Origin of the sequence: Salinimicrobium xinjiangense DSM 19287 (assembly GCF_000423585.1) — a bacterium.
Classification (GTDB): Bacteria; Bacteroidota; Bacteroidia; order Flavobacteriales; family Flavobacteriaceae; genus Salinimicrobium; species Salinimicrobium xinjiangense.
In genome coordinates, this window is sequence record NZ_KE384054.1 from 1 (window position 1) to 22,485 (window position 22,485).

General features: G+C 42.8%; 21 protein-coding genes and 1 tRNA gene. 11 read left to right on the forward strand and 11 right to left on the reverse strand.

The features are described 5' to 3' along the window. Window positions 1-3 precede the first annotated feature (3 nt). A tRNA-Ala gene (locus G564_RS0113090) sits at window positions 4-77 on the reverse strand. 109 nt (window positions 78-186) lie between these two features. On the opposite strand from G564_RS0113090, the gene G564_RS0113095 reads away from it, so the two are divergent. Beyond that, window positions 187-690 (forward strand): GNAT family N-acetyltransferase, encoded by a 504-nt coding sequence (locus tag G564_RS0113095; RefSeq protein WP_029038050.1) that lies wholly within the window; start codon window positions 187-189, stop codon window positions 688-690. A 181-nt stretch (window positions 691-871) separates the two neighbouring features. On the opposite strand, the gene G564_RS0113100 is transcribed toward G564_RS0113095, so the two are convergent. Next, complete coding sequence (locus G564_RS0113100; protein WP_029038051.1) at window positions 872-2,611, reverse strand: M14 family metallopeptidase; 1,740 nt, start codon at window positions 2,609-2,611, stop codon at window positions 872-874. 14 nt (window positions 2,612-2,625) lie between these two features. Next, on the reverse strand, window positions 2,626-4,251 hold the full coding sequence (locus tag G564_RS0113105; RefSeq protein ID WP_029038052.1) for a M14 family metallopeptidase: 1,626 nt from the start codon (window positions 4,249-4,251) through the stop codon (window positions 2,626-2,628). Window positions 4,252-4,509: 258 nt separating this feature from the next. On the opposite strand from G564_RS0113105, the gene G564_RS0113110 reads away from it, so the two are divergent. The 6 genes from G564_RS0113110 (at window position 4,510) to G564_RS20790 (ending at window position 8,901) form a co-directional block, all read left to right on the forward strand. Beyond that, on the forward strand, window positions 4,510-6,078 hold the full coding sequence (locus G564_RS0113110; RefSeq protein WP_029038053.1) for an AbgT family transporter: 1,569 nt from the start codon (window positions 4,510-4,512) through the stop codon (window positions 6,076-6,078). Window positions 6,079-6,238: 160 nt separating this feature from the next. Beyond that, window positions 6,239-7,567: an MATE family efflux transporter gene (locus G564_RS0113115; RefSeq protein WP_029038054.1), complete on the forward strand. Its 1,329-nt coding sequence runs from the start codon at window positions 6,239-6,241 to the stop codon at window positions 7,565-7,567. A 43-nt stretch (window positions 7,568-7,610) separates the two neighbouring features. Next, window positions 7,611-8,378, forward strand: a complete 768-nt coding sequence (locus G564_RS0113120; RefSeq protein WP_029038055.1) for an enoyl-CoA hydratase/isomerase family protein — start codon at window positions 7,611-7,613, stop codon at window positions 8,376-8,378. A gap of 3 nt (window positions 8,379-8,381) precedes the next feature. Further along, window positions 8,382-8,576 (forward strand): hypothetical protein, encoded by a 195-nt coding sequence (locus tag G564_RS0113125; RefSeq protein WP_029038056.1) that lies wholly within the window; start codon window positions 8,382-8,384, stop codon window positions 8,574-8,576. A gap of 20 nt (window positions 8,577-8,596) precedes the next feature. Beyond that, on the forward strand, window positions 8,597-8,773 hold the full coding sequence (locus tag G564_RS20340; RefSeq protein ID WP_156879243.1) for a hypothetical protein: 177 nt from the start codon (window positions 8,597-8,599) through the stop codon (window positions 8,771-8,773). Beyond that, window positions 8,770-8,901 carry a hypothetical protein gene (locus G564_RS20790; protein ID WP_262504843.1) on the forward strand — a complete coding sequence of 44 codons (132 nt, stop codon included), beginning with the start codon at window positions 8,770-8,772 and terminating at the stop codon, window positions 8,899-8,901. The genes G564_RS20340 and G564_RS20790 overlap by 4 nt, the downstream gene beginning before the upstream one ends. On the opposite strand, the gene G564_RS0113140 is transcribed toward G564_RS20790, so the two are convergent. Continuing rightward, entirely contained in the window at window positions 8,902-9,522 is a 621-nt protein-coding gene (locus G564_RS0113140; RefSeq protein ID WP_245583693.1) for a 2OG-Fe(II) oxygenase, read from the reverse strand. Window positions 9,523-9,665: 143 nt separating this feature from the next. Between G564_RS0113140 and G564_RS0113145 the strand changes: the two genes are divergently transcribed. Next, window positions 9,666-10,118 (forward strand): 6-pyruvoyl trahydropterin synthase family protein, encoded by a 453-nt coding sequence (locus G564_RS0113145; protein WP_029038058.1) that lies wholly within the window; start codon window positions 9,666-9,668, stop codon window positions 10,116-10,118. Here G564_RS0113145 and G564_RS0113150 read toward each other — a convergent pair. Next, window positions 10,115-10,762: an alpha/beta hydrolase gene (locus G564_RS0113150; protein WP_037374049.1), complete on the reverse strand. Its 648-nt coding sequence runs from the start codon at window positions 10,760-10,762 to the stop codon at window positions 10,115-10,117. The two genes, G564_RS0113145 and G564_RS0113150, sit on opposite strands and share 4 nt — an antisense overlap. Continuing rightward, on the reverse strand, window positions 10,762-11,715 hold the full coding sequence (locus tag G564_RS0113155; protein WP_029038060.1) for a ring-cleaving dioxygenase: 954 nt from the start codon (window positions 11,713-11,715) through the stop codon (window positions 10,762-10,764). The genes G564_RS0113150 and G564_RS0113155 overlap by 1 nt, the downstream gene beginning before the upstream one ends. A 128-nt stretch (window positions 11,716-11,843) precedes the next feature. Between G564_RS0113155 and G564_RS0113160 the strand changes: the two genes are divergently transcribed. The 3 genes from G564_RS0113160 to pckA all read left to right on the forward strand — a co-directional run bounded on the left by G564_RS0113160 (window position 11,844) and on the right by pckA (window position 15,476). Continuing rightward, entirely contained in the window at window positions 11,844-12,596 is a 753-nt protein-coding gene (locus tag G564_RS0113160; RefSeq protein ID WP_029038061.1) for a UDP-2,3-diacylglucosamine diphosphatase, read from the forward strand. A gap of 297 nt (window positions 12,597-12,893) precedes the next feature. Then, window positions 12,894-13,673: a universal stress protein gene (locus G564_RS0113175; RefSeq protein WP_051205470.1), complete on the forward strand. Its 780-nt coding sequence runs from the start codon at window positions 12,894-12,896 to the stop codon at window positions 13,671-13,673. Window positions 13,674-13,841: 168 nt separating this feature from the next. Further along, on the forward strand, window positions 13,842-15,476 hold the full coding sequence (gene pckA, locus G564_RS0113180; RefSeq protein WP_029038063.1) for a phosphoenolpyruvate carboxykinase (ATP): 1,635 nt from the start codon (window positions 13,842-13,844) through the stop codon (window positions 15,474-15,476). A gap of 136 nt (window positions 15,477-15,612) precedes the next feature. On the opposite strand, the gene G564_RS0113185 is transcribed toward pckA, so the two are convergent. From G564_RS0113185 to scpA, 5 genes are all read right to left on the reverse strand, one after another. Beyond that, complete coding sequence (locus G564_RS0113185) at window positions 15,613-16,359, reverse strand: succinate dehydrogenase/fumarate reductase iron-sulfur subunit (RefSeq protein WP_029038064.1); 747 nt, start codon at window positions 16,357-16,359, stop codon at window positions 15,613-15,615. 6 nt (window positions 16,360-16,365) lie between these two features. After that, the gene (locus tag G564_RS0113190; RefSeq protein ID WP_029038065.1) at window positions 16,366-18,288 is read right to left on the reverse strand and encodes a fumarate reductase/succinate dehydrogenase flavoprotein subunit; all 1,923 of its coding nucleotides are present in this window, start codon (window positions 18,286-18,288) and stop codon (window positions 16,366-16,368) included. Continuing rightward, window positions 18,285-18,956 carry a succinate dehydrogenase cytochrome b subunit gene (locus G564_RS0113195; RefSeq protein ID WP_051205472.1) on the reverse strand — a complete coding sequence of 224 codons (672 nt, stop codon included), beginning with the start codon at window positions 18,954-18,956 and terminating at the stop codon, window positions 18,285-18,287. Before G564_RS0113195 ends, G564_RS0113190 begins: the two co-directional genes overlap by 4 nt. A gap of 77 nt (window positions 18,957-19,033) precedes the next feature. Next, window positions 19,034-20,311, reverse strand: coding sequence for an acetyl-CoA hydrolase/transferase family protein (locus G564_RS0113200; RefSeq protein WP_029038067.1), 1,278 nt, complete (start codon window positions 20,309-20,311; stop codon window positions 19,034-19,036). A 25-nt stretch (window positions 20,312-20,336) separates the two neighbouring features. Then, window positions 20,337-22,481, reverse strand: coding sequence for a methylmalonyl-CoA mutase (scpA, locus tag G564_RS0113205; RefSeq protein WP_029038068.1), 2,145 nt, complete (start codon window positions 22,479-22,481; stop codon window positions 20,337-20,339). Window positions 22,482-22,485 lie beyond the last annotated feature (4 nt).

Consider the following 22,485-nt stretch of genomic DNA (forward strand, 5'->3'; position numbering starts at 1 on the left):
TTGTGGAGAATATCGGAGTCGAACCGATGACCTCCTGCGTGCAAGGCAGGCGCTCTAGCCAGCTGAGCTAATCCCCCGACTGGTTGAATTAATTTCAACGTGGCAAATGTATTAAATTATTTTAATTCGGTAAAGTGTTTAAATCCTTTCTATTAAAATTATTTTTGTCACTGAAAAATCTCTTCCATGATAAGACCGGCGCAACTAGAAGATTTAGCCTCAATAAAAAAACTCACTGAAGCCTGCGCCCAAAGCATGCAGGAAAAAGGCATTTTCCAATGGAATGAATATTATCCCTCTCTTGAAAAACTACAGGAAGATATCAGCAATGAAGAACTGTTTGTACTTGAGGAAAAGGCTCAACTGCAAGGGATCATTGTACTTACACCTAATATGGATAAGGAATACATTTCTGTAGATTGGCTCACTCCTAATAAAAACAATCTGTACGTGCACAGGTTGGCTACAAATCCGCGAAACTGGGGCAGCGGTAAGGGGAGGAAGCTAATGGATTTTGCTGAAAACTTTGCCCGGGAGAAAGGATACAGTTCTGTGCGGCTGGACACCTTCAGTCAAAATGAGCGCAATCAAAAATTCTATGAGGTACGGGGCTACAAAAGGCTTGGAAATATCTATTTTCCGAAGCAAAGTGAGCATCCCTTCTATTGTTATGAACTGGTTCTGGATTAGAAATTCACATTTTTTTTAAAAAATGAAGAGGCTGTTCAAAAAGCCGGGTTTCCGTCAACCTGAACTCATTTCAGGTTCTATTGATTTTTGGTAATCATATCAATAGAAGATTCTGAAAGAAATTCAGAAGGACACTCTGCTCGCTCTTTAGACAGCCTCAAAATTCTCTTTTTTGAAAGGTCTACTTTCGCCATTCTGCCTTACCGCCTTTGGCTGAATCTACAGTTATGCGGTAGCTTCCATTTCCTGAGACAATCCAGCGCACTTTTACAGATTCCATTCCGGGGATATTCCTGACTTTGATTTTCTCCGGATTGTGTTTTTGTTCTTCCACCTTATTGAAATCCTCATCATTAACCACCATTCCGGTTACCACATTTGCTCCCGAAATGCTTACATAATCCGGTCTTTCGATGTTATGTTTCAGGTCCTGACTGGAGTGAGTCGGCATCAATCTTTCATTGTAGATGGTAGCGGTTATCTGCTTTAGTCCGCCGCCAAGATGTTCCTCATTTACTTCAGTAATACTGAGCTTTGGCGTGTGATAGGCGTGGTAAATGGTAAAAGCCATATTCCGGTGTGCATCCTGCTCGAGTAGAAATCCGGGGTGAGCTCTTCCGAAGTTCTTTTTAAATCCGCCGATCTCTATCTTTCCATATTGGGGATGATCAAATTCTTCCCAGGGCACAAAGGCATCTCCAAAAGTTAAGTAGCGGTCAACCTTTAATTCTTCTTCCTGATTTCCCCTGCCTTCATTCTTATGAAAGTACTGGTAAGAATTCATAAGCTCATTGGTGTAGGTGTAGATACCTCTGCCACCATAAAACCAGTCGAGCTCTCCTCCAAATACCGAGTAAAGATCTTTGTAAACTACCAGGTACCGGTATCCCGGTATCATTTCCTCTCCTTTTTTACCAATTGCATCATAGATCTTTACATCCTCTGCATTGTAGGTGTCTTTGTCTTCTTCTGCACCGGGGCCTCTCAAAATCATTCCTCCATAGTTATGGTAGCTTTGTGCTCCCGCTATGTTAGGGTGTTTCATAACAAATTCCATTACAGCTCTTGATTCAGGCAGGCTAAACGGATATTTGTAGGCTCCACGTTGAATATGATCAGGCTGCCAGTTCCAGCCCCAGTCACGGTTGGGATCGTAATATCCTATGCCGTCTTCGTTGACTTCCCCGTCCCCGTCTGTATCCTTTCCTTCATAGCCCAGCATTTCATATTCTCCTTTTTCTTCAGGCTCAACCCTAATGAGTCTTCGGGCGTCCTGAGGATCCTTAATGTAGCGTCCCGTCGGTGACTTCCTGATCATCATCGTAATATCATTGTCCCCGTTAAGGTCATCAAAGCCGTCTTCCCCGGCCATTCCATCGCGGTCGTTATCTAAAACGATCATTCCTGAACGCGGTGAATGCGGAGTGTTTGGCTCGTTCATGTAATTATTTCGCGCATCGGGATTTATTGTTGGATTGATATAGAAAGTCTTATCCTGAAGTAAATCCCTTATGAAATCCAGCTCATCAAACATTTCTGTGAGGTACCAGGCTGTGTAAAGAGAAAATTCTGCGCCCTGTATCTCGTTGGAGTGTATGTTTCCGTCTATGTACATTGCCGGTTTTTTATCTGGATCGCCCGATTTAAAGTCCGAAATAGTCAGCAAATAGATGTCCTTGCCTTCAAATGATTTCCCGATGCTTTCCATACGGGTGAGATCGGGATAGGCTTTGGCGATCTTTTCCATGATATCGACAATTCCTTCATAGGTATAGTATCTGTTCCAGCTTACTTCTACCTTCGGCTTATGTGGTGTTCCTATGGCGCGGAAGAATTTTTCCTGTCCGTAACCTGCAGGAATGCTCAGTAGAAAACTTAAAATTCCAAGGACGCTTATATTAATTATGTTGTTTGGCTTCATCTCTTCAAAAAAAATTAAAGTTTCACATTCAGGCTTGCATAGCCGGTATGAGGTGCTCCTGCTTTCAATGTTACAGTACCGCCGCCCCTCACGATCCATGAAATAGTTTCCTTTTCATAAGCTCCCAGTTTACCTGAAAGTTTAATGGTATTTCCTGCCAGGATATCTTCTTTATCCTTATTTACCATGATCTGTAATTTTTGCAGCCACCGGGATCTTTCTCCCATCTCAGAATGGGTAGGCAACGGAGAATTATTTAAAATATCTACTGTTATTCGGGTGAGGCCACCACTTAACTTTTCAGTCTTAAGATTGTGAAACTCCAGCTGTGGTTTCATCTCGGCTAATTTCACCACAAAATCTGTATGTTGTTTGGCGATGCTGTCGACCATGCTGTATGGAGGATTAGTCATTTTAAAGGGGCGAATTCCGCCTACCTCAACCTTTCGGTTAGGGAAATCTGGGTGGTCTACTTCTGTCCAATTGACGAAAATGTCATTAAGTCCTTCCTTTTCTGCCCAGGCAAGAAAATTTGTTTCGGGTGTAATTTTACTCTTTTTGGATGGTATGGAGTCATTCTTTTCCTGCTTCATTTCGGGTACCCACCAGCCGGGTGTGCTAAAGCTCAATCTTCCGAAGTGAAAATACGCCCACTGAAAGAAATCTCCCCCTTTTCCCTGGTTGTCCTGATTATAGGCTTTCAATGATACCGTCTCATTATAGAGATCTGATACCATTTTATTGATTGCCACATCTTTTTCCAACATGGAGCCGACTAGTCTTTTCTCCGCACCGGATTTGTCATATTTCAAAGGATTGGATAAGTTATTCTCAGGAGCGAAGGTCACGAAGGCAAAAATATTCCACCTCTCAAAAAGGTAATTCAGGAGAGCTCTTGTTTCCTCCTGAGAAACGGGAAATTCACCCGCCAGGGGTTCAAAGGCCGCGAACTTATAGGTAAGACTTTTATTAAAGGCAATACCCTCCGTGGGATCCTCATTGAATTTTTGATCCTTATCATTGTCTACGCCTTCATAATACTTCAGGTAACGTTTTTCGCCCGATTCAGCTCTTCCTTCAGCTTCCACCAGGATTTGCGGATAATCTTTATGAGCAATATATTTTCCCAGCGGACTTTCTATCCTCATTTCTGTAATGTATCCGTCACGGTTAAGATCTTCATAACCATCCTCAGAGACCTCTCCATCCCTGTCCTGATCCACCTTGGCAGCATTTCCACTACGCTCATATTTAAGATTGCTATGGTATTGCGCGTAGGCATCTGGAGACATATTTGGAAATACATAAAAAGTTGTGGACTCGAGAAGATCTGAATGTTCTTCCACCAGCTGCTCAGCTACCTGAAGGGCCATCTCCACACTTAGCATATGGAACCCTTCCACTCCACCAGTGATTGCAATGGCTGGTTTGTTCTCCAGATCTCCTCTTCCTATTTGCAGGGCCCATATATCCTGTCCTCCTTCAGTTTTTGTTAAAGAAAGCAGTTTTGCATTCCCGGAGGAAGCTATTTGCTGAAGCCGTTTTGCAATTTCCTTGTTTGTAGGGTAGTCATCCTGTGCAGATGCAGGAAAGATTGCCAGGAATGCAGCTATAAGAAAAAATATAAAATTTTGTTTCATGAATACAGTTGGTTTAATGATGCTTTTCGATATAAGCCGGAGTTCATGTGAATCTCAAAAATAGAATTTTAATCGGGATGTAAGGTGTTCAATTAATTTTTTCAGGCTCAATCTCATTTTAAATTGTTCAGGATTGACTACCGTTTTTTAGCTGTCAACTGCCGATTTTCTGTTTTGATGCCGTTGAAAATAAGATTGACTATTGTATTTGGATAATTTCTATTTTAGCAATTCATTAACTTATTACCTGGTTTAAATATGGAAGAAGCAGTTAATTCCCCAAAAAAAGGAATTTTAAACAGAGCCCTTGATTTTGTTGAAAAAGTCGGGAATAAATTACCTGATCCTGCAATTTTATTTTTCTACTTACTCATTTTCGTATGGGTTTTATCCGCGATCCTCTCTCCGTTTGATTTTGGGGAGGTTCATCCCATGACAGGTAACAGTCTTAATGTAGAAAACCTACTTACAGGTACCCAACTGGCGGCATTTCTTGCGAGTATGGTAAATACCTTCGTACTTTTTGCTCCCCTGGGAATTGTGTTAGTTGCTATGCTTGGGGTGGGAGTAGCAGAACACTCCGGCTGGATTGACGCCGGATTGAAGAAACTCCTGAACTTTACACCCAAACAGTTACTTACTCCAATGCTTATTTTAATAGCCATTGTGAGTCACACAGCTGCAGATGCAGGTTATGTGCTTGTAATTCCGCTGGGAGGAGTTATATTTTATGCGGCAGGACGACATCCCTTGGCAGGAATTGCAGCTGCCTTTGCGGGGGTATCTGGAGGCTTTTCAGCAAACTTTATTCCTTCGGCAATTGATCCGCTTATCATGAGCTTTACTCTGGAGGCAGCCCGGATTCTTGATCCTGCTATCAATTTGAATCCCTTGAATAACTGGTATTTTACTTCTGCATCAACTTTATTGATCGTACTTGTTGGCTGGTGGATCACAGATAAAATAATTGAACCCCGACTTTCAAACGTCAAAGTAGACGGGGATGAAGATCAAATGCCAAAAATGGAAACAGTAACCTCTAAAGAAAGTAAAGCTTTCTGGATGGGACTTTTGGCTATGGTACTTGGTCTCATAGGTTTATTCCTGTGGGCCTATCCTGAAGATTCCGCTCTTAGAGGTCCGGGTATGGTTGATCCCGAGGTTCAATCTCTCACTTCATTCCACGCGCCATTAATGAAGGCGATTGTGCCCTTGATTTTTATCCTGCTGTTGATCCCTGGTCTTGTTTTCGGTTTTGTATCCGGGAGATACAAATCTTCGGGAGATCTTATTCAAAGCATGAAAAAATCCATGGAAAGTATGGGTTATTATATCGTGATGGCCTTCTTCGTAGCTCTATTCATTGATGCTTTTTCACGTTCGAATATCGGACTTCTTATTGCTATTAAAGGAGCAAACTTCCTGCAGGCACTCGACTTACCGGGTCAAATTACTATTGTGGGAATCGTGATATTAAGTGCTTTTGTGAACCTGATGGTGGGATCTGCATCTGCAAAATGGGCCCTGATTGCTCCCATATTTGTACCCATGCTTATGCAGTTGGGTATTTCGCCTGACCTTACCCAGGCAGCGTATAGGGTAGGGGATTCCGTTTCTAATATCATTACTCCGTTACTACCTTATTTTCCCCTGGTAGTTGTTTTTGGACAGCGCTATGTTAAAGGAATGGGAATCGGGACATTAATATCCATGATGTTGCCTTACTCGATTATATTTTTAATTACCTGGACCATCTTTTTGCTGGTTTACTGGTGGCTTGGAATTCCGTTGAGTTTTGAAGCACATTATGTATATCCGGCTCAATAGAACCTCATGAAAACATGGAAGAACAAAAAGATGTTTACTACTTGCAGTAAGCATCTTTTTAATTTTACGGAACCTCTTTTTTTGGAAGGGAAGGTATTTCTCCAAATATTTAAGGTCTACTATCCTGCTTATTTTAACTTTGTTCTTTTCAATCTTCTGAGTGGCTACTACCGTAAGTTTTAATACTATTAACCGTCTCGCTATTCCTGCTATTATCGCCGGTATAGCCGAACCTTTGATCTCTCTTACAGACATTGCAATAATTGGAAATGTTGACCAGGATCCTGTGGAGTCACTGGCGGCTGCAGGAATAGTGGGATCTTTTCTCTCTGCTATAATATGGATCGTTGCACAAACCAAGACGGCAATTTCTGCTTTAGTTTCTCAGCATCTGGGTGCCAGTCGGCTTCACGCTGTGAAAACACTGGTGCCACAGGCAATATTCTTTAATTTTTTACTCAGTCTGCTCATCTATGCTGTGACGGCATACTTTGCCGCGACCATCTTTAGTGCTTACAATGCACAGGGGAAGGTGCTTAATTATGCCGCCGACTATTACCAGATCCGTGCTCTGGGATATCCCTTAACTCTGGTAACCTTTGCCCTTTTTGGGGTCTTTAGAGGTCTACAGAATACGCTGTGGGCCATGAAGTGCAGCTTAACCGGAGCTTTCCTGAATGTAGGACTGGATTTTTTACTGGTTTACGGAATTGAAGGCTGGATCCCAGCCATGCATCTCGAAGGAGCGGCCTGGGCCAGTGTGATCGCACAGGCGGTAATGCTTATAATGGCACTATACTTTTTCTTTACCAAGACTCCTTTTAACCTGGGGCTTAGCAGGAGGATCAATCCGCAGATGAGGCTTTTGCTCCTTATGAGCGGAAATTTATTCGTAAGAACAGCAGCTCTCAATTTTGCCATTTATCTTGCTAATGCCTACGCTACCGGCTACGGTAAGAATTTTATTGCCGCACAAAGTATTCTAATGAATATCTGGTTGTTCTTTAGTTTCTTTATTGACGGCTATGCGAATGCGGGCAATGCCATGGGCGGCCGACTTTTAGGTGCCGGGGATTACAAGGGTCTGTGGGTTTTAAGCAAGAAAATAAGCAAATACGCCCTAACTATTTCGGTGGTTTTAATAGGGATCTGCAGTCTGTTTTATGAGGAGATCGGGTTGATTTTCAGTAAAGAGGCTCCGGTGTTGATTTTATTCACATCGGTTTTCTGGATGGTCCTGTTCATGCAGCCGGTAAACGCCATTGCTTTTATGTTTGACGGAATTTTCAAAGGTCTCGGGGAAGCAAAATACCTTCGGAATGTTTTGCTTTCAGCTACCTTTTTAGGATTTACGCCTGTCTTATTAATAGGAGATTACTTTGGCTATAAATTACATGCGATCTGGATAGCCTTTTTTGTCTGGATGCTGATAAGAAGTAGTGCACTGGTTATAAAATTCCGTCGCAAATACCTTCACAAGGAGGCCTGATAAACCTCCGAAATAATTAACTTTACAAGAAACTGATCAAAAAATGACAACTACAAGTGAGAACGGAAGCCTCTATACTAATATTATTAATGGAATCGCAACTCTTGAATTTGGACATCCTGCAAGTAATTCTTTTCCCTCGGTGCTACTTGAAAGACTTGAAAAAGAATTAAATAAACTTTCAAAAGAGGATGAGGTGAAGATCATCATCTTAAAATCTGAAGGAGAGAAGGCTTTTTGCGCAGGAGCTTCTTTTGATGAGTTGCTGGCTGTTGAAAATATGCAGCAGGGGAAAATTTTCTTTTCAGGCTTTGCTAATGTTATTAATGCAATGCGAACCTGTGGAAAACCTATCATAGGCCGTATACAGGGCAAGACAGTAGGCGGTGGTGTGGGACTGGCTGCAGCATGTGACTATTGCTTTGCCACAGAGCAGGCGGCAATTAAATTATCAGAACTAAGTATTGGGATTGGACCATTTGTAATTGCGCCGGCAATTGAAAGAAAAATGGGAGTTGGAGCCTTAGCTGAACTCACCCTGGCGGCACATGAATGGAAAAATGCCTATTGGGCAAAGGAAAAAGGGCTTTATGCCCGGGTATTTGGTAATATAGAAGAAATGGATAAAGAACTTCTCTTTTTCTCCGAAAAGCTGGCGTCTTACAATCCTGAAGCCCTGCTTGAAATGAAGAAGGTGCTTTGGGAGGGGACCGAAAACTGGGGAAACCTTCTTCAGGAACGGGCGGCAATCTCGGGGGAACTGGTATTATCGGAATTTACTAAAGATGCCTTGTCTAAATCTAAAAAATAATATATGAATACATTTACTACGGCACTTTCCCAGGGAATAGAAAGTAACAAAGCCTATCAGGTGGGTTATGAAATAGGCTACTTTGTGGGTTCTAATTTCTGGGAGGTTGTTATTGCGGCTGTCTTAATCCTGGCCGCAATTCTTTACTTTGCCTTTTTTAGAAAGAGAAAAAAAGGGCTTAATAATTCCCCTTTTTGAAAACTTATAAAATTTAAGCTATGAATTTACAACAGGAACATTTGCCCCGAAATAAGCCGGCTACAGAAAGAGAAGGCTACGGATTTTCCATTTCAGATTTTCTTGAAGACAACTGGATCTATCTCCTGGGGATTCTCATAGTACTCGGGATCTTTTTATACGCGCGGCACAGCTGGCGCAAAAGAAACAGAAGATGATACAAAACGATGTCCCCGTTAGTGAAGAAACCTTTGATATCCTGCGCTTTTTAAGCGGTTATGGCTTCTGGTTGCTCCTTGCAATTCTTTTGATCGTGGTGGTCTTATATAAAAAATTCAGGAAGTGATCAGCGGGTTTTAAGCCAGCCTGTGATGCTCAGTCTTTCGGTTTTAACAGGTTTCACCTCGTGTTCCAGGATCTGACTTTCAAATATAACCATTCGGCCCGGAAAAGGATAGATGCTTTTTGGCACCTCCACTCCATTCTCCTGTGTATAAATCACCAACTCACCTCCGTATTCCGGCTGCCAGTCCTGATCATTTAGATAACAGACCATAGACAATTTTCTTCTGTCATCATTTTGAAAGGTGTCCAGGTGGCGCTTATAAAAAGTGCCTTCAGGATATAGCGCATAGTGAAACTCCTTGTAAAGAATTCCCATAAAGCAGGTGCGGTTGAGGTACTGCACGAAATCGTTTATTTTCAGAAAAAAAGCCTTTTCTGCCTCTGCGGCTTCAGCCTCGTTAAGCCATAAGATGAAATCTCCGCGAATGGATTTTGCGATCACCTCATTGGTCCTGCTCCCAATAGCAGCTTTTTTGAAATTATCCTCCTCGTATTTTGTCAGGAGTGAATTCCGGAGTTCTTCTACTTCAGAAAGACAAAAAAAGTCTTCAACAATAGAATACTGCTGTTCTAACAGATCACTAATGATCTTTTCATAAACGGGATTTTCAATTATCTCCAAGTGCAATTTTATTTAGGCTGTAAATGTATTCTGAAAATGCCAAATTTGCGCATCATTAAAAAACAAAGACTAATAAAATTCCGGGAGTAAAAGTTAAAATACGGGCCGGGAAAATCCCTTACCTTTGCACAAATATTTAAGTCATGGCTTTAATTCGTATTACCAAGCAATTTTCTTTTGAAACCGGGCACGCTCTTTTCGGGTATGATGGCAAGTGTAAAAATGTACATGGACATAGTTATAAACTGGCAGTAACGGTTATCGGTGAACCAATTAAAGATGTAGATGACGTAAAGCTGGGGATGGTTATCGATTTTGGCGACCTAAAGAAGATCGTTAAGCAGGAGATAGTGGACAAATTTGATCATGCAACTGTTTTTAACAGGAATACACCTCATGTAGAACTAGCCGAGGAACTCCAGACCCGGGGACATAGCGTAATTCTTGTGGATTATCAGCCTACCAGTGAAAATATGATCCAGGATTTTGCTGAAAGAATTAAATCGCGACTTCCAAGACACATAGAATTATTTAGTTTAAAGCTACAGGAAACTGAAACTTCTTATGCCGAATGGCACGCATCAGATAATTCCTAAGGCTTCTTATTAGGCTCTCCTGAATATCCAAAAATGAAATTATTGGCGCGTCCCAATTCCTCCGGAAGGATGACATGACCAGCATCTTTGTGGATCTGTAATTCCACCTCGGCGTTTTTGTTCTGGAGAATTTCTGCGGTTTGTTTCACCCTGTCGGCAGGTACATGTGCATCGGGATCGCTGGTGCCCAGGTAAATCTTTGTTCCTTCAAAATCTGTAATATAATTCCCGGTGTTGATCGTTTTACCAATAAGTCCGCCGATGATCGCAATCACTCCGCCGTATTTCTTAGCATTGCGGGTAACATACTCCAGGGTGAGACAGGCACCCTGGGAGAATCCGAAGAAATAGATATTCTCAGAACTTATTCCCTGTTGATTGAGCTCCTCTTCGAGCATTTGCAACATCTCAATGGCCGAATCCAGCCAGGGCTGATTCTGTTGCTCGGGTGCCATAAAGGACAGGGGATACCAGCTGTTATTATAAGCCTGCGGAGCTACAAGTGCAAAATCTTCCACTTTTAAATGATCTGCTACAGTGAGGATATCTTCTGCAAAACCGCCTCGACCATGTACCATGATCAATGCCTTTTTTGCCTCTCCCAGGGGAGTTCCGTTATATTTGAAATCTTTTTTGTGCAACATTACTTGAATTTTGTAGGGTTGAGTTGAACAGGTTTTACTGCTTTTTCAATAAGATCTCTTTTCGATTCATATTGAGGAGGAAGTTTAAGAGCTTCTCCCAGGTGCTCCGGATCTTCATCTATTGCAAATCCCGGTTCTGCGGTAGCTATCTCAAATAAGACTCCGCCGGGTTCCCTGAAATAAATGGACTCGAAATATTGCCTGTCCAGCACCGGAGTAGGATTATATCCCGCCCTTGAAAGCTTTTCCCTGGCAAAAAGCTGTTTGTCCTTATTAGGTACTGAAAATGCAATATGATGAACAGTGCCACCACCACCCAGACCTCTCAGGGCATCTGGCGTGCACAGGATGTCCACATAATTTCCGGGGGCATCTGTTGCCGCAAACCGGAAGCGGTTACCTTTTTCGGCTATGAGCCGGTGATCCATTATTTCGGTTAAAAGTCCGGCGGTACGTTCATAGCCTTCCTGCCAGATCTCCACGCTATAAAAGCCGCGGATTGCATGTTGCGCGGGAATTGGGCCATAAGTAAAGCCCGGTCTTTCATCTTTGTCGTTAAAAACCAGTTCCAGGCCAAGCCCGTCCGGATCTTCGAAGTAGATCACCGCCTCATTATCAAAACGATCCTGTGCCGGCTTATAGTTCACGTTGTAATTTTTAAGTCTTTCTTCCCAGAACAACAGGGAATTTGAAGGAACAGAGAAGGTGGTGATGTTTAGCATACCTTTTCCATGACGGCCTTTTTGAATGCCTTCATAAGGGAAAAATGTCATTATAGACCCGGGGTTTCCCTGTTCATCGCCGTAGTAGAAATGATAGACATCGGGGGCATCAAAATTCACCGTTTTTTTAACCATGCGTAAACCAAGGATTCCGGTATAAAAATCAAGATTTTCCTGAGGTGCACCGGCAAGTGCCGTGACATGATGAATTCCGGTGATCAAATTATCCATTTCTGCTGTTTCTTTTAAAGATAGGTTTATTTGATAAAATCCCCAAAATCAGGTCTGTTGGGTTTCATTTTTTCTGAAGATTTTAACTTAGGAAATATTAACTATATCTTTACCCTCAAATTAGAAGCATGCAGATTCCCGAGGGTAAAAAGATCTATTTCTCCAGCGATAATCACCTGGGTGCACCTACTGCCGAAGAAAGCAGACCCCGAGAGGATAAATTTGTCGCCTGGCTTGATAAGGTAAGTGAAGACGCTGCTGCTATTTTCCTGCTGGGAGATCTTTTTGATTTCTGGTTCGAGTACAAACATGTAGTACCCAAAGGCTTTGTAAGGGTTTTAGGAAAACTGGCTCAAATTAGAGATAGTGGGATTCCGGTTTATTTCTTCGTAGGTAATCACGACCTGTGGATGGATGATTATTTTGAAAAAGAACTTGATATACCTGTTTTTCATAAGCCTAAGGAATTTGTTTTTAATGACAAAAAATTTCTCATTGGTCATGGAGATGGTCTCGGCCCGGGGGACAAGGGCTTCAAAAGGATGAAAAAGGTGTTTACCAATCCTTTTGCCAAATGGCTCTACCGTTGGCTGCATCCCGATCTGGGAATGCCACTTGCGCAATACTTCTCTGTAAAGAACAAAGCTATTTCGGGAGAAGAGGATGTAAAGTTCATGGGAGAAGAAAAAGAATGGTTAATAAAATATTGCCGTCGCAAACTTGAGACTCAGCACTACGACTACTTTATTTTTGGCCACAGGCATCTTCCGCTGGATATTCAGCTGCAAAAAAATTCAACTTATATGAATCTGGGAGACTGGATCAACTTTTACACCTATGGGGAATTTGACGGAAAAGATCTTCACCTGAGAGAGTGGTAAAATCTAAATTTATTTCTTCCAATAAGTTCCTCTCTAAAATATCATTTTTGAGACCTGTGTTCTAAACTGAAAATGGGATAAAATCATCTGATTTACACTAATTTTTTATTTAATACTATAAAGTCTTTTTTTAGTCAGAAGCTCCTGTAATTCAATCGTTTTCGCTCTGAAAATGTTCATTACTTTAGGTTTTTTCGTGACAAATGTCATGTTAAAATCTGGGGTTCATATTTATCTTTATAACAAAGAATTTCACCCCTCCCGGGGAGTATTACAGAACAGCAAAATTTGACTATCATGAAAAATATCCTAATCCCTTTCGATTTCTCTGAAGTTTCTTTAAATGCTTTGGAATATGCGGTAAAGTTTGCCGATCAGGATCTAAATATCACTCTTTCTCTCCTCCATATTTCTGATGGAAAGACTAAAGAAGAAGAGATAGATAAGAAGTTCAAAGATGTTCTTCAAAAATATGAGAGTCCCCTAAACCCGGGTTTTGAAACTTACATTAGGCAGGGAGAATTAAGCACTACTATAATTAATCTTCAGAAGGAGTTAAAGATTGATCTGGTGATCATGGGAACCAAAGGAGCAGAGCTGGGAGAGGAAGATATTGCTACCCGTACATCAAGATTCGTAAAAGAAGCCGATCTACCTGTACTGGTAATACCCGAAAAGGTTAAAACCTTCAGGCTTAATACCATCATTCTTACCGTGGGGAGGGAAAAGATTGCGGATAGATCACCCCTATACGTACTTCTGGATGTTTCCAGGAAGTTTAAGGCACAGGTACATGTTCTCACAGTCCATAAATCTGAAGTCTTATCGGGTTATTCTGAAGAAGATGAAAGCAACGAAAATACTTTACAGTATTTCCTTGAAATGTTCTATTCCCACCACTCTTTTTCAGAAAGTGAAGATATCGAGCGGGGAATCCTGGAATATATTGAAAGACATGATGTGGATATGTTGGCTATAATGCCTAAAACTCATCTTAATAACGGAGAGGCCTCCCAGGGACGATTAACCAATGTGCTAACTCTCCATACAAATGTTCCATTGCTGGTACTTGACTAATAACCAATTGTAAACCTAACCATAAGGCCGTTTTTGTCCAAAAACTCTGCTTTTGCATCGGGAATGTTCCCTTTGAATTTTGAAATCTTGTTTTACTGTTTTTAGAGAGCAAAATTCGGGTCCCGGATAAAAATGGCCTTTTTTATACACCAATTAAAAACGAAGAATATGAGAAGCATTTTAGAAAGACCAAAAACCCAAAGCCTTGAGAAGTATGGTTTAAAGAACAATGTGGTACAATGGAATCTCTCCGGAGAAGAATTGCAGAAGATCACAGTGGAAAAAGGGATGGGTACAGAGACTGAAAATGGTACTCTGGCAGTGAATACCGGAAAATTTACCGGTAGATCGCCCCAGGATCGTTTTCTTGTAAAAGATGATTATACAAAAGACAAGGTCTGGTGGGGGAATATCAATAAACCACTTTCTTCCGAAAATTTCCAGATCCTTTATGATCGTGTGGCCGAATATCTTTCGGGAAAAGAAGTATATGTTCACGACGGATACGTCTGTGCACAACCCGAATACAGGATGAATGTTCGCACAATTACCGAATATCCCTGGTCCAATTTCTTTGTGAAAAACATGTTCCTTCGCTTAAATGAAAAGGAGCTTGAGAATTTTGAAGAAGAATGGCTGGTTTTGTGTGCTCCGGGTTATGAAGAAAAAGAACCTGAAAAAGTCGGTTTACGTCAGGGGAACTTCAGCATCCTTGATTTCAAAAGAAAAGTAGCCTTAGTTGGAGGTTCTGCCTACACCGGTGAAATGAAAAAAGGAATTTTCTCTGCCTTGAATCTTATTCTTCCGGTTGAAAGGAATGTATTACCTATGCACTGTTCTGCAAACGTAGGTGAGGAAGGCGATACAGCTGTATATTTCGGACTTTCAGGAACAGGAAAAACGACTCTTTCTGCTGACCCTGAAAGAAAGCTTATTGGAGATGATGAACATGGCTGGACATCCGAAAATATCATCTTTAACTTTGAAGGTGGTTGCTATGCCAAAGTGATTGGGCTGACAGAAGAAACCGAACCCGATATCTTCAGGGCTATTAAACCAGGAGCTTTACTGGAAAATATTATGTTTAAACCGGGAACTAAAGAAGTTGATTTTAATGATGCCACAATAACGCAAAATACCAGAGTTAGCTATCCAATTGAGCACATTGACAATATCCAGCTTCCATCTTATGCGGGTAATCCAAAGAACATTTTCTTCCTTACCTGTGATGCCTTTGGAGTTTTGCCTCCGGTTTCAAAACTTACTCCGGGACAGGCAGCTTACCACTTTATCTCGGGATATACTGCTAAGGTAGCAGGTACAGAAGCCGGAATTAATGAACCTGTGCCTTCTTTCTCAGCTTGTTTTGGAGCTCCTTTCATGCCATTGCACCCAACAGTGTATGCTGAAATGCTGAGTGAAAAAATGAAAGAGAATGATGTCAAGGTGTGGCTTATTAATACCGGATGGAGTGGAGGTCCTTACGGAGTTGGTTCAAGGATTAAACTGAAATATACCCGTGCCATGATCACTGCTATTCTCAAAGGAGAACTGGACCATGTAGATTTTGAAATGCACCCGATATTTGGATTATTTATGCCCAAATATTGCCCCGGAATTCCGACCGAAATCCTTAATCCAATGAATACCTGGCTGCAAAAAGGCGCATATATTCAAAAGTCAATTCAGCTGGCGCATTCATTCCATCTTAACTTTGAGAAATTCTCGAATGAGGCATCGGAACAGATCATTAACGGAGGTCCGCTAATCGATGAGCACCACCACATGGATGCAGAATTTTAATACCAACTAATCTAACCTTTGAACCGCCCGGAATTCCGGGCGGTTTTTTTTGTGAATGAGAAAGTTTGTTTCATTTTCAATTAAAATAAAAAGGAGCACCTGTTGAGATGCTCCTTTTGTGATTAGCAAAAATGGTCTATTTCTTTACCACTCTTGCTCTGTTATACTCATAGTTCATACGGGCGATGTTGAGGACAGAAATGTCTTCGGGGCATTCTACCTGACAGGCTTCAGTGTTGGTACAGTGTCCAAAACCTTCTTCGTCCATTTGGTTGACCATACTTATCACCCGGGTTGAGGTCTCTTTATCCCCCTGTGGCAGTTGTGCCAGGTGAGAAATTTTAGCGCTTGTAAATAATGCTGCACTGGAATTTTTACAACTGGCAACACAGGCTCCACAGCCTATACAGGCGGCAGCATCAAATGCCGATTCTGCCTGTTCGAAAGTCACAGGTATGGAATTGGCTTCGGGTGCCTGACCGGTATCAACAGAAACATATCCGCCGGCGGCAATGATATGATCTAGTGCAGATCTGTTCACCTTGAGATCTCTTACAATTGGAAAAGCAGCTGCTTTGAATGGTTCAACATATATAGTGTCTCCATCATTAAAGGATCTCATGTGTAATTGGCAGGTGGTGGTGTTCTTTAATGGCCCGTGAGCGATACCATTGATCATTACCCCACACTGCCCACAAATTCCTTCCCGGCAGTCATGATCGAATTCCACCGGATTTTCTCCCTGCTTTATCAGTTTTATGTTGAGCGTATCGAGCATTTCCAGAAACGACATATCCCTGCTCACTTCATCCAGGTGATACTCCTTAAATTCTCCTTTGCTCTGGCTGTCCCGTTGACGCCATATTTTTAGATTGATCTTCATAACATTCTATTTATAACTTCTTACCGTTGGTGTTACCGTTTCAAAAACCAACGGCTCTTTATTTAAAATCGGGGAAGAGGGATTTCCTGTCCATTCCCATGCTGCCGAGTAGCAGAAATTCTCGTCATCTCTTTTGGCTTCGCCCTCTTCGGTCTGATATTCTGCTCTAAAATGTGCTCCACAAGATTCTTCTCTGTGAAGGGCATCGATGCACATAAGTTCTGCCAGTTCCATATAGTCAGAGACCCGTCCTGCTTTTTCGAGTTCGCTGTTGACTTCCCCGGCAGTTCCCGGAACCAACAGATTAAACTTATACTCTTCCCTTAGTTTCCTGATATTCCCAACAGCTTTTTCTAATCCCTCTTTTGATCGTAGAAGTCCGCATTTGTCATACAGTTCTCTTCCCAGCTCTTTATGGAATTCTTCGGCAGTTTTTTGGCCTTTGGCTTTCAGAAAGTTCTGCATTTGAGTTCTTACCTGTTTCTCACTTTCTTCAAATGCCGGGTGATTGATATCTGTGTTTTCAATCCTGATCTGATCTGCAAGGTAATTCTGAAGGGTATACGGAAGTATAAAATAACCATCCACACAGGCTTGCAGCAGGGAATTTGCCCCTAATCTGTTCGCGCCGTGATCTGAAAAATTAGCTTCACCAATGGCAAAAAGTCCGGGGATCGAGGTCATTAATTCGTAATCCACCCACAAACCACCCATGGAAAAGTGAGCTGCGGGGGAGATCTTCATTGGCTCTTTATAGGCATCTATCCCCGTAATCTTTTTATACATGGTAAACAAATTCCCGTATCGCTCTGCAATGACTTCCTGCCCATACTCCTTTATAGCCCTGGAAAAGTCAAGATAAACCGCATTTTTGAGAGGTCCCACTCCTTTTCCCTGGTCTATTTGCTCTTTAGCTGCTCTTGAGGAGATATCCCGCGGCGCAAGATTTCCAAAAGAAGGATACTTTCTCTCGAGATAGTAATCCCTGTCTTCTTCGGGAATATCAACCGGAAGCCGGGTCTCATTTTTATCTTTCGGTACCCAGATGCGACCGTCATTTCTCAGGGATTCGCTCATCAAAGTCAGTTTTGACTGATGTTCCCCACTTTGCGGCAGACTTGTAGGGTGAATTTGTGTCCAGCTGGGATTTGCCATATAGGCTCCTTTCTTATGCGCCCGCCATATTGCTGAAGCATTACAGCCCATGGCCAAAGTGGAGAGATAATAGATCTTTCCGAAGCCACCGGTTGCCAGGACCACAGAATGGGCTCCATGTCGTTCCACCTCACCCGTGTCAAGATTTCTTGCTATAATTCCGCGGGCTCTTCCTTCGATAAGCACTACATCCAGCATTTCATGTCGGGCGTATAATTTAACCTTACCGGCATGCTGCTGTCTCAGCAGGGCCTGATAAGAGCCTAAAAGTAATTGCTGTCCTGTTTGACCTCTTGCATAGAAGGTACGGGAGACCTGCACTCCCCCAAAGGACCGGTTTCTAAGATAACCGCCATATTCGCGGCCAAAGGGCACTCCCTGAGCTACTGCCTGATCGATCAAATTTGCAGAGCATTCGGCAAGACGATAGGTGTTTGCCTCCCGGGAACGAAAATCGCCTCCTTTCAGCGTGTCGTAGAACATGCGGTAAATACTATCCCCGTCATTTTTATAATTTTTGGCTGCATTCACTCCTCCCTGCGCGGCAACAGAGTGTGCTCTTCTTGGAGAATCCTGAAAGCAGAAACTTTTTACATTGTAGCCCATTTCAGCCAGGGATGCGGCTGCAGAAGCTCCTGCCAGTCCGGTTCCTACTACGATCACCTCCAGCCTTTTCCGGTTATTGGGGCTTACGAGTCTGGCCTTGGCTTTATAGTTACTCCATTTTTCGGCTAAAGGGCCTTCGGGAATAGATGCTTTTATTGTTTTAGTCATAACTGTAAATTAAAATAGAGATAGAGGGGAATGACGATATAACCGACGGTGATAGCCACGGCGAAAACAACACCTAAAACCTGAACCATGCTGTTATACATGGGGTGGTAGAGGCCAATTGTCCTGTGAGCACTAAAGACGCCGTGGAGGAGGTGGTAACCAAGAGCCAGAATTGCAATGATATAAAGAATAACATACCACAGCTCTTCAAAAGCGACTACTACCAAAGTGTATAAATCTTTGTTACCGTTAGCGTCCAAGGGAAGTTCTCCAAATTTATAATGGTACCAGAAATCTTTAAAATGTATGACAAGAAATACAAAAATGATGATCCCCAGCGCCATCATGTTTCGGGAATACCAGGTACTTGCCCTGCCGCGACGATCATATGAATAGGAAATACCATTAGCCTTTTTTCGCTTATAGGAAAGGTAGATCGCATCAAGAGTGTGCAGAATTATGCACAGGTAAAGCACGTATGCCACCAGTTTTACCAGAATATTTCCGCCCAGTAACCTGCTGTAGGAGTTATACTGTAACTGGGCTTCCTCTGCAGGCAACAGCAATTGTAAATTCCCCAGCAGATGAATGATCAGGAAGAAGGATAAAAACAAACCCGTTATTGCCATCAGGTTTTTCCGGGTAATGGAATTTTTAAGAAAAATCATAGTTCAATAATTGCTTTCAGAAACCGGATTTTCGGGAAGTATATACCATCCGGCTTCTGATCGTTTAAAAATGTTTATCAATAGGCCATCTCAAAATACGCCTTTTCAAGAGCTTCCCGATGTTCGGGATGTGCAATTGAGATCATCGCTTTAGCACGTTGTTTTAAATTTTTTCCGTAGAGATTTACCACCCCGAATTCTGTAGCTACATAGTGCACGTGGGCCCTGGTAGTTGTAACCCCGGCGCCTTCTTTTAAAGTAGGCACTATCTTGGAAACTCCTTTATTAGTGACAGAAGGCATGGCGAAAATGGCTTTACCGCCTTCAGAAAGAGATGCACCGCGTATAAAGTCCATTTGGCCGCCTACCCCTGAAAAATGATATTTTCCGATGGTGTCTGCGCAAACCTGACCTGTGAGATCAATTTCAATGGCCGAGTTGATTGCGGTTACCTTCGGATTCTGACGAATGATCGCAGAATCATTCGTATACGCTGATTCTTTGAAATGCACCACCGGATTGTCGTCAATAAAGTCGTATAGATCCTGACTTCCCGCTGCAAAGCAGGTCACTATCTTACCGGTTTTGATCTTCTTTTCCTCACCGGTAATGATCCCTTTTTCAATGAGAGGTAAAACCCCGTCTGAAAATAATTCGGTGTGAATGCCCAGGCGCTTGTGGTTCATCAATTTGGAAAGCACCACATTTGGAATTCCTCCTATTCCCATCTGCAAAGTGGCACCGTCTTCTACCAGGCCGGCTACATATTCCCCCACCCTTTGCTCTACTTCTGAAGGGGGAGTGATCCTGTGAATGTGAATGGGATGATCTACTTCAATAGCTGCATGAATCTGGCTCACGTGTATGATCCCATCTCCATGAGTGCGGGGCACCCGGGGATTAACCTGCGCGATCACCTTTTTGGCAGTCTGAACTGCAGGCAAAGTTATATCAACAGAAACTCCCAGGGAACAATACCCGTGTTCGTCTGGCGCAGAAACCTGTATGAATGCTACATCAAGAGGTAGGATGTTCCTTCTGAAGAGCAGGTGGATTTCGCTAAGGAATATTGGGATATAAGCTCCTATACTTGAATTGACCGCCTTCCTTACATTCCCTGCCACAAAGCAGCTATTGGTTTTAAATGACTGATTGTATGGGAAATCGGTATAAGGGGCCGGACCTTCTGTATGAATATGAATAAATTCTACATCACTTAGTTCTTCATAACGCTCTGTCAAAGCGTTGATCAAGATATTTGGAGTCATTGCTGCACCCTGCAGAAAAACACGATCTCCCGATTTAACGTGAGAAACGGCTTCTACCGGTGATACTATGTTGAGGGTATTTCTCATTATATATGAATTTTAGAAATTTCAATTATGCATTTACGGGATCGTCGATCAAAATCTCCAGGAGTTTGATTGCTGTCTCACTGATCCTTGTTCCGGGGCCAAAAACTGCGGCTGCTCCGGCATCGAAAAGAAACTGGTAATCCTGGGATGGGATAACACCACCAACTATGACCATAATGTCTTCCCGGCCATGTTTCTTAAGCTCCCCGATAACCTGCGGTACGAGAGTTTTATGTCCTGCAGCCAGTGACGAAACCCCCAGAATATGCACATCGTTTTCAATGGCTTGTTTGGCAGCTTCTGCCGGAGTTTGAAATAAAGGTCCAATGTCCACGTCGAATCCTACATCGGCATAACCTGTGGAAACTACTTTAGCTCCGCGATCATGCCCGTCCTGTCCCATTTTGGCAACCATGATCCTTGGTCTTCTTCCTTCCAGTTCTGCAAAGCGGTTAGCCATTTCCCGTGCTTTCTTAAAGTAAGGATCCTCTTTTATTTCCTTTGAATAGACACCGCTAAAAGATTGGATTTTTGCTTTATACCTTCCGTAGACACTTTCCAGAGCATCACTTATTTCTCCCAAAGTTGCTCTTTCTTTGGCCGCCCCGACCGCAACTGCAAGTAAATTTCCTTCCCCGGTGCGCGCGGCTTCTGTGAGATTCCTGAGACTAAGATTCACTTTTTCTGCGTTTCTTTCGGCTCTCAATTTTTGGAGACGCTCTACCTGTTGTTTTCTTACCGTTTGGTTGTCTACTTCAAGAGTGATAATAGGATCTTCGGTTTGGCGCCTATACTTATTCACACCTACAATGATATCCTGGTCGCTGTCTATTCGTGCCTGCTTGATTGCTGCGGCCTCTTCGATCCTCATTTTAGGAATTCCGGCTTCTATGGCTTTGGTCATTCCGCCGAGCTCTTCAACTTCCTGAATAAGCTCCCATGCTTTTTCCGCAATCTCTTTGGTAAGGCTTTCCACATAATAACTTCCGGCCCATGGATCAACCGTACGGGTGATCTGGGTTTCCTGCTGAAGATGTAATTGCGTGTTTCTCGCGATCCTTGCAGAGAAATCTGTAGGCAAGGCGATTGCTTCGTCAAGGGCGTTGGTATGCAAGCTCTGTGTACCTCCAAATGCTGCTGCTGCTGCCTCAATGCTGGTCCTGGCTACGTTGTTAAAAGGATCCTGCTCTGTAAGACTCCAGCCACTGGTTTGACTGTGGGTTCTTAGGGCCAGGGATTTTTCATTTTTAGGATTAAATTGTTTAACCAGTTTTGCCCAAAGCATTCTGGCCGCCCGCATTTTAGCGATCTCCTTAAAATGATCCATTCCAATGGCCCAGAAGAAGGACAGGCGTGGCGCAAAGCTGTCGATATCCATTCCGGCTTCCAATCCTTTTCTAATGTATTCCAGTCCGTCTGCAAGAGTATATGCCAGCTCAATTTCACTGGTGGCTCCCGCTTCCTGCATATGATATCCCGAAATACTTATACTGTTGAAGCGCGGCATGTTCTTCGAGGTGTACTCGAAGATGTCCGAAATGATCTTCATGGAAGGAGTAGGGGGATAGATATATGTGTTTCGCACCATGAACTCCTTTAAAATGTCATTTTGTATTGTTCCTGAAAGTTGTTCAGGTTTGACACCCTGCTCTTCGGCAGCTACAATGTAAAAGGCAAGAATTGGCAGAACCGCTCCATTCATGGTCATGGAAACCGACATCTCATTCAGCGGGATCTGGTCGAAAAGGATCTTCATGTCCTCCACCGAATCAATCGCTACCCCGGCTTTCCCTACATCCCCAACTACCCGTTCATGATCACTATCGTAGCCACGGTGAGTCGCAAGATCAAATGCTACGGAAAGTCCTTTCTGCCCTGCCGCCAGATTTCTGCGGTAAAAGGCATTGCTTTCCTCGGCTGTAGAGAAGCCGGCATACTGGCGAATTGTCCATGGTCTTATCACATACATGGTGCTGTACGGCCCCCTTAAAAAGGGAGGAATTCCTGCTGCAAAATCAAGGTGTTCAATTTCCTGCAGGTCATTTTTGGTATATACTTTCCCCGTCTCGCCCCCGGCATTAGGGGTGGCTGAAGAGACTTGCGGATCCTGAATAGGTATGCCGGCATCGGGTTCCAAAAGAGCTATATTTTCTAATGATTTTCTTGTCATGATT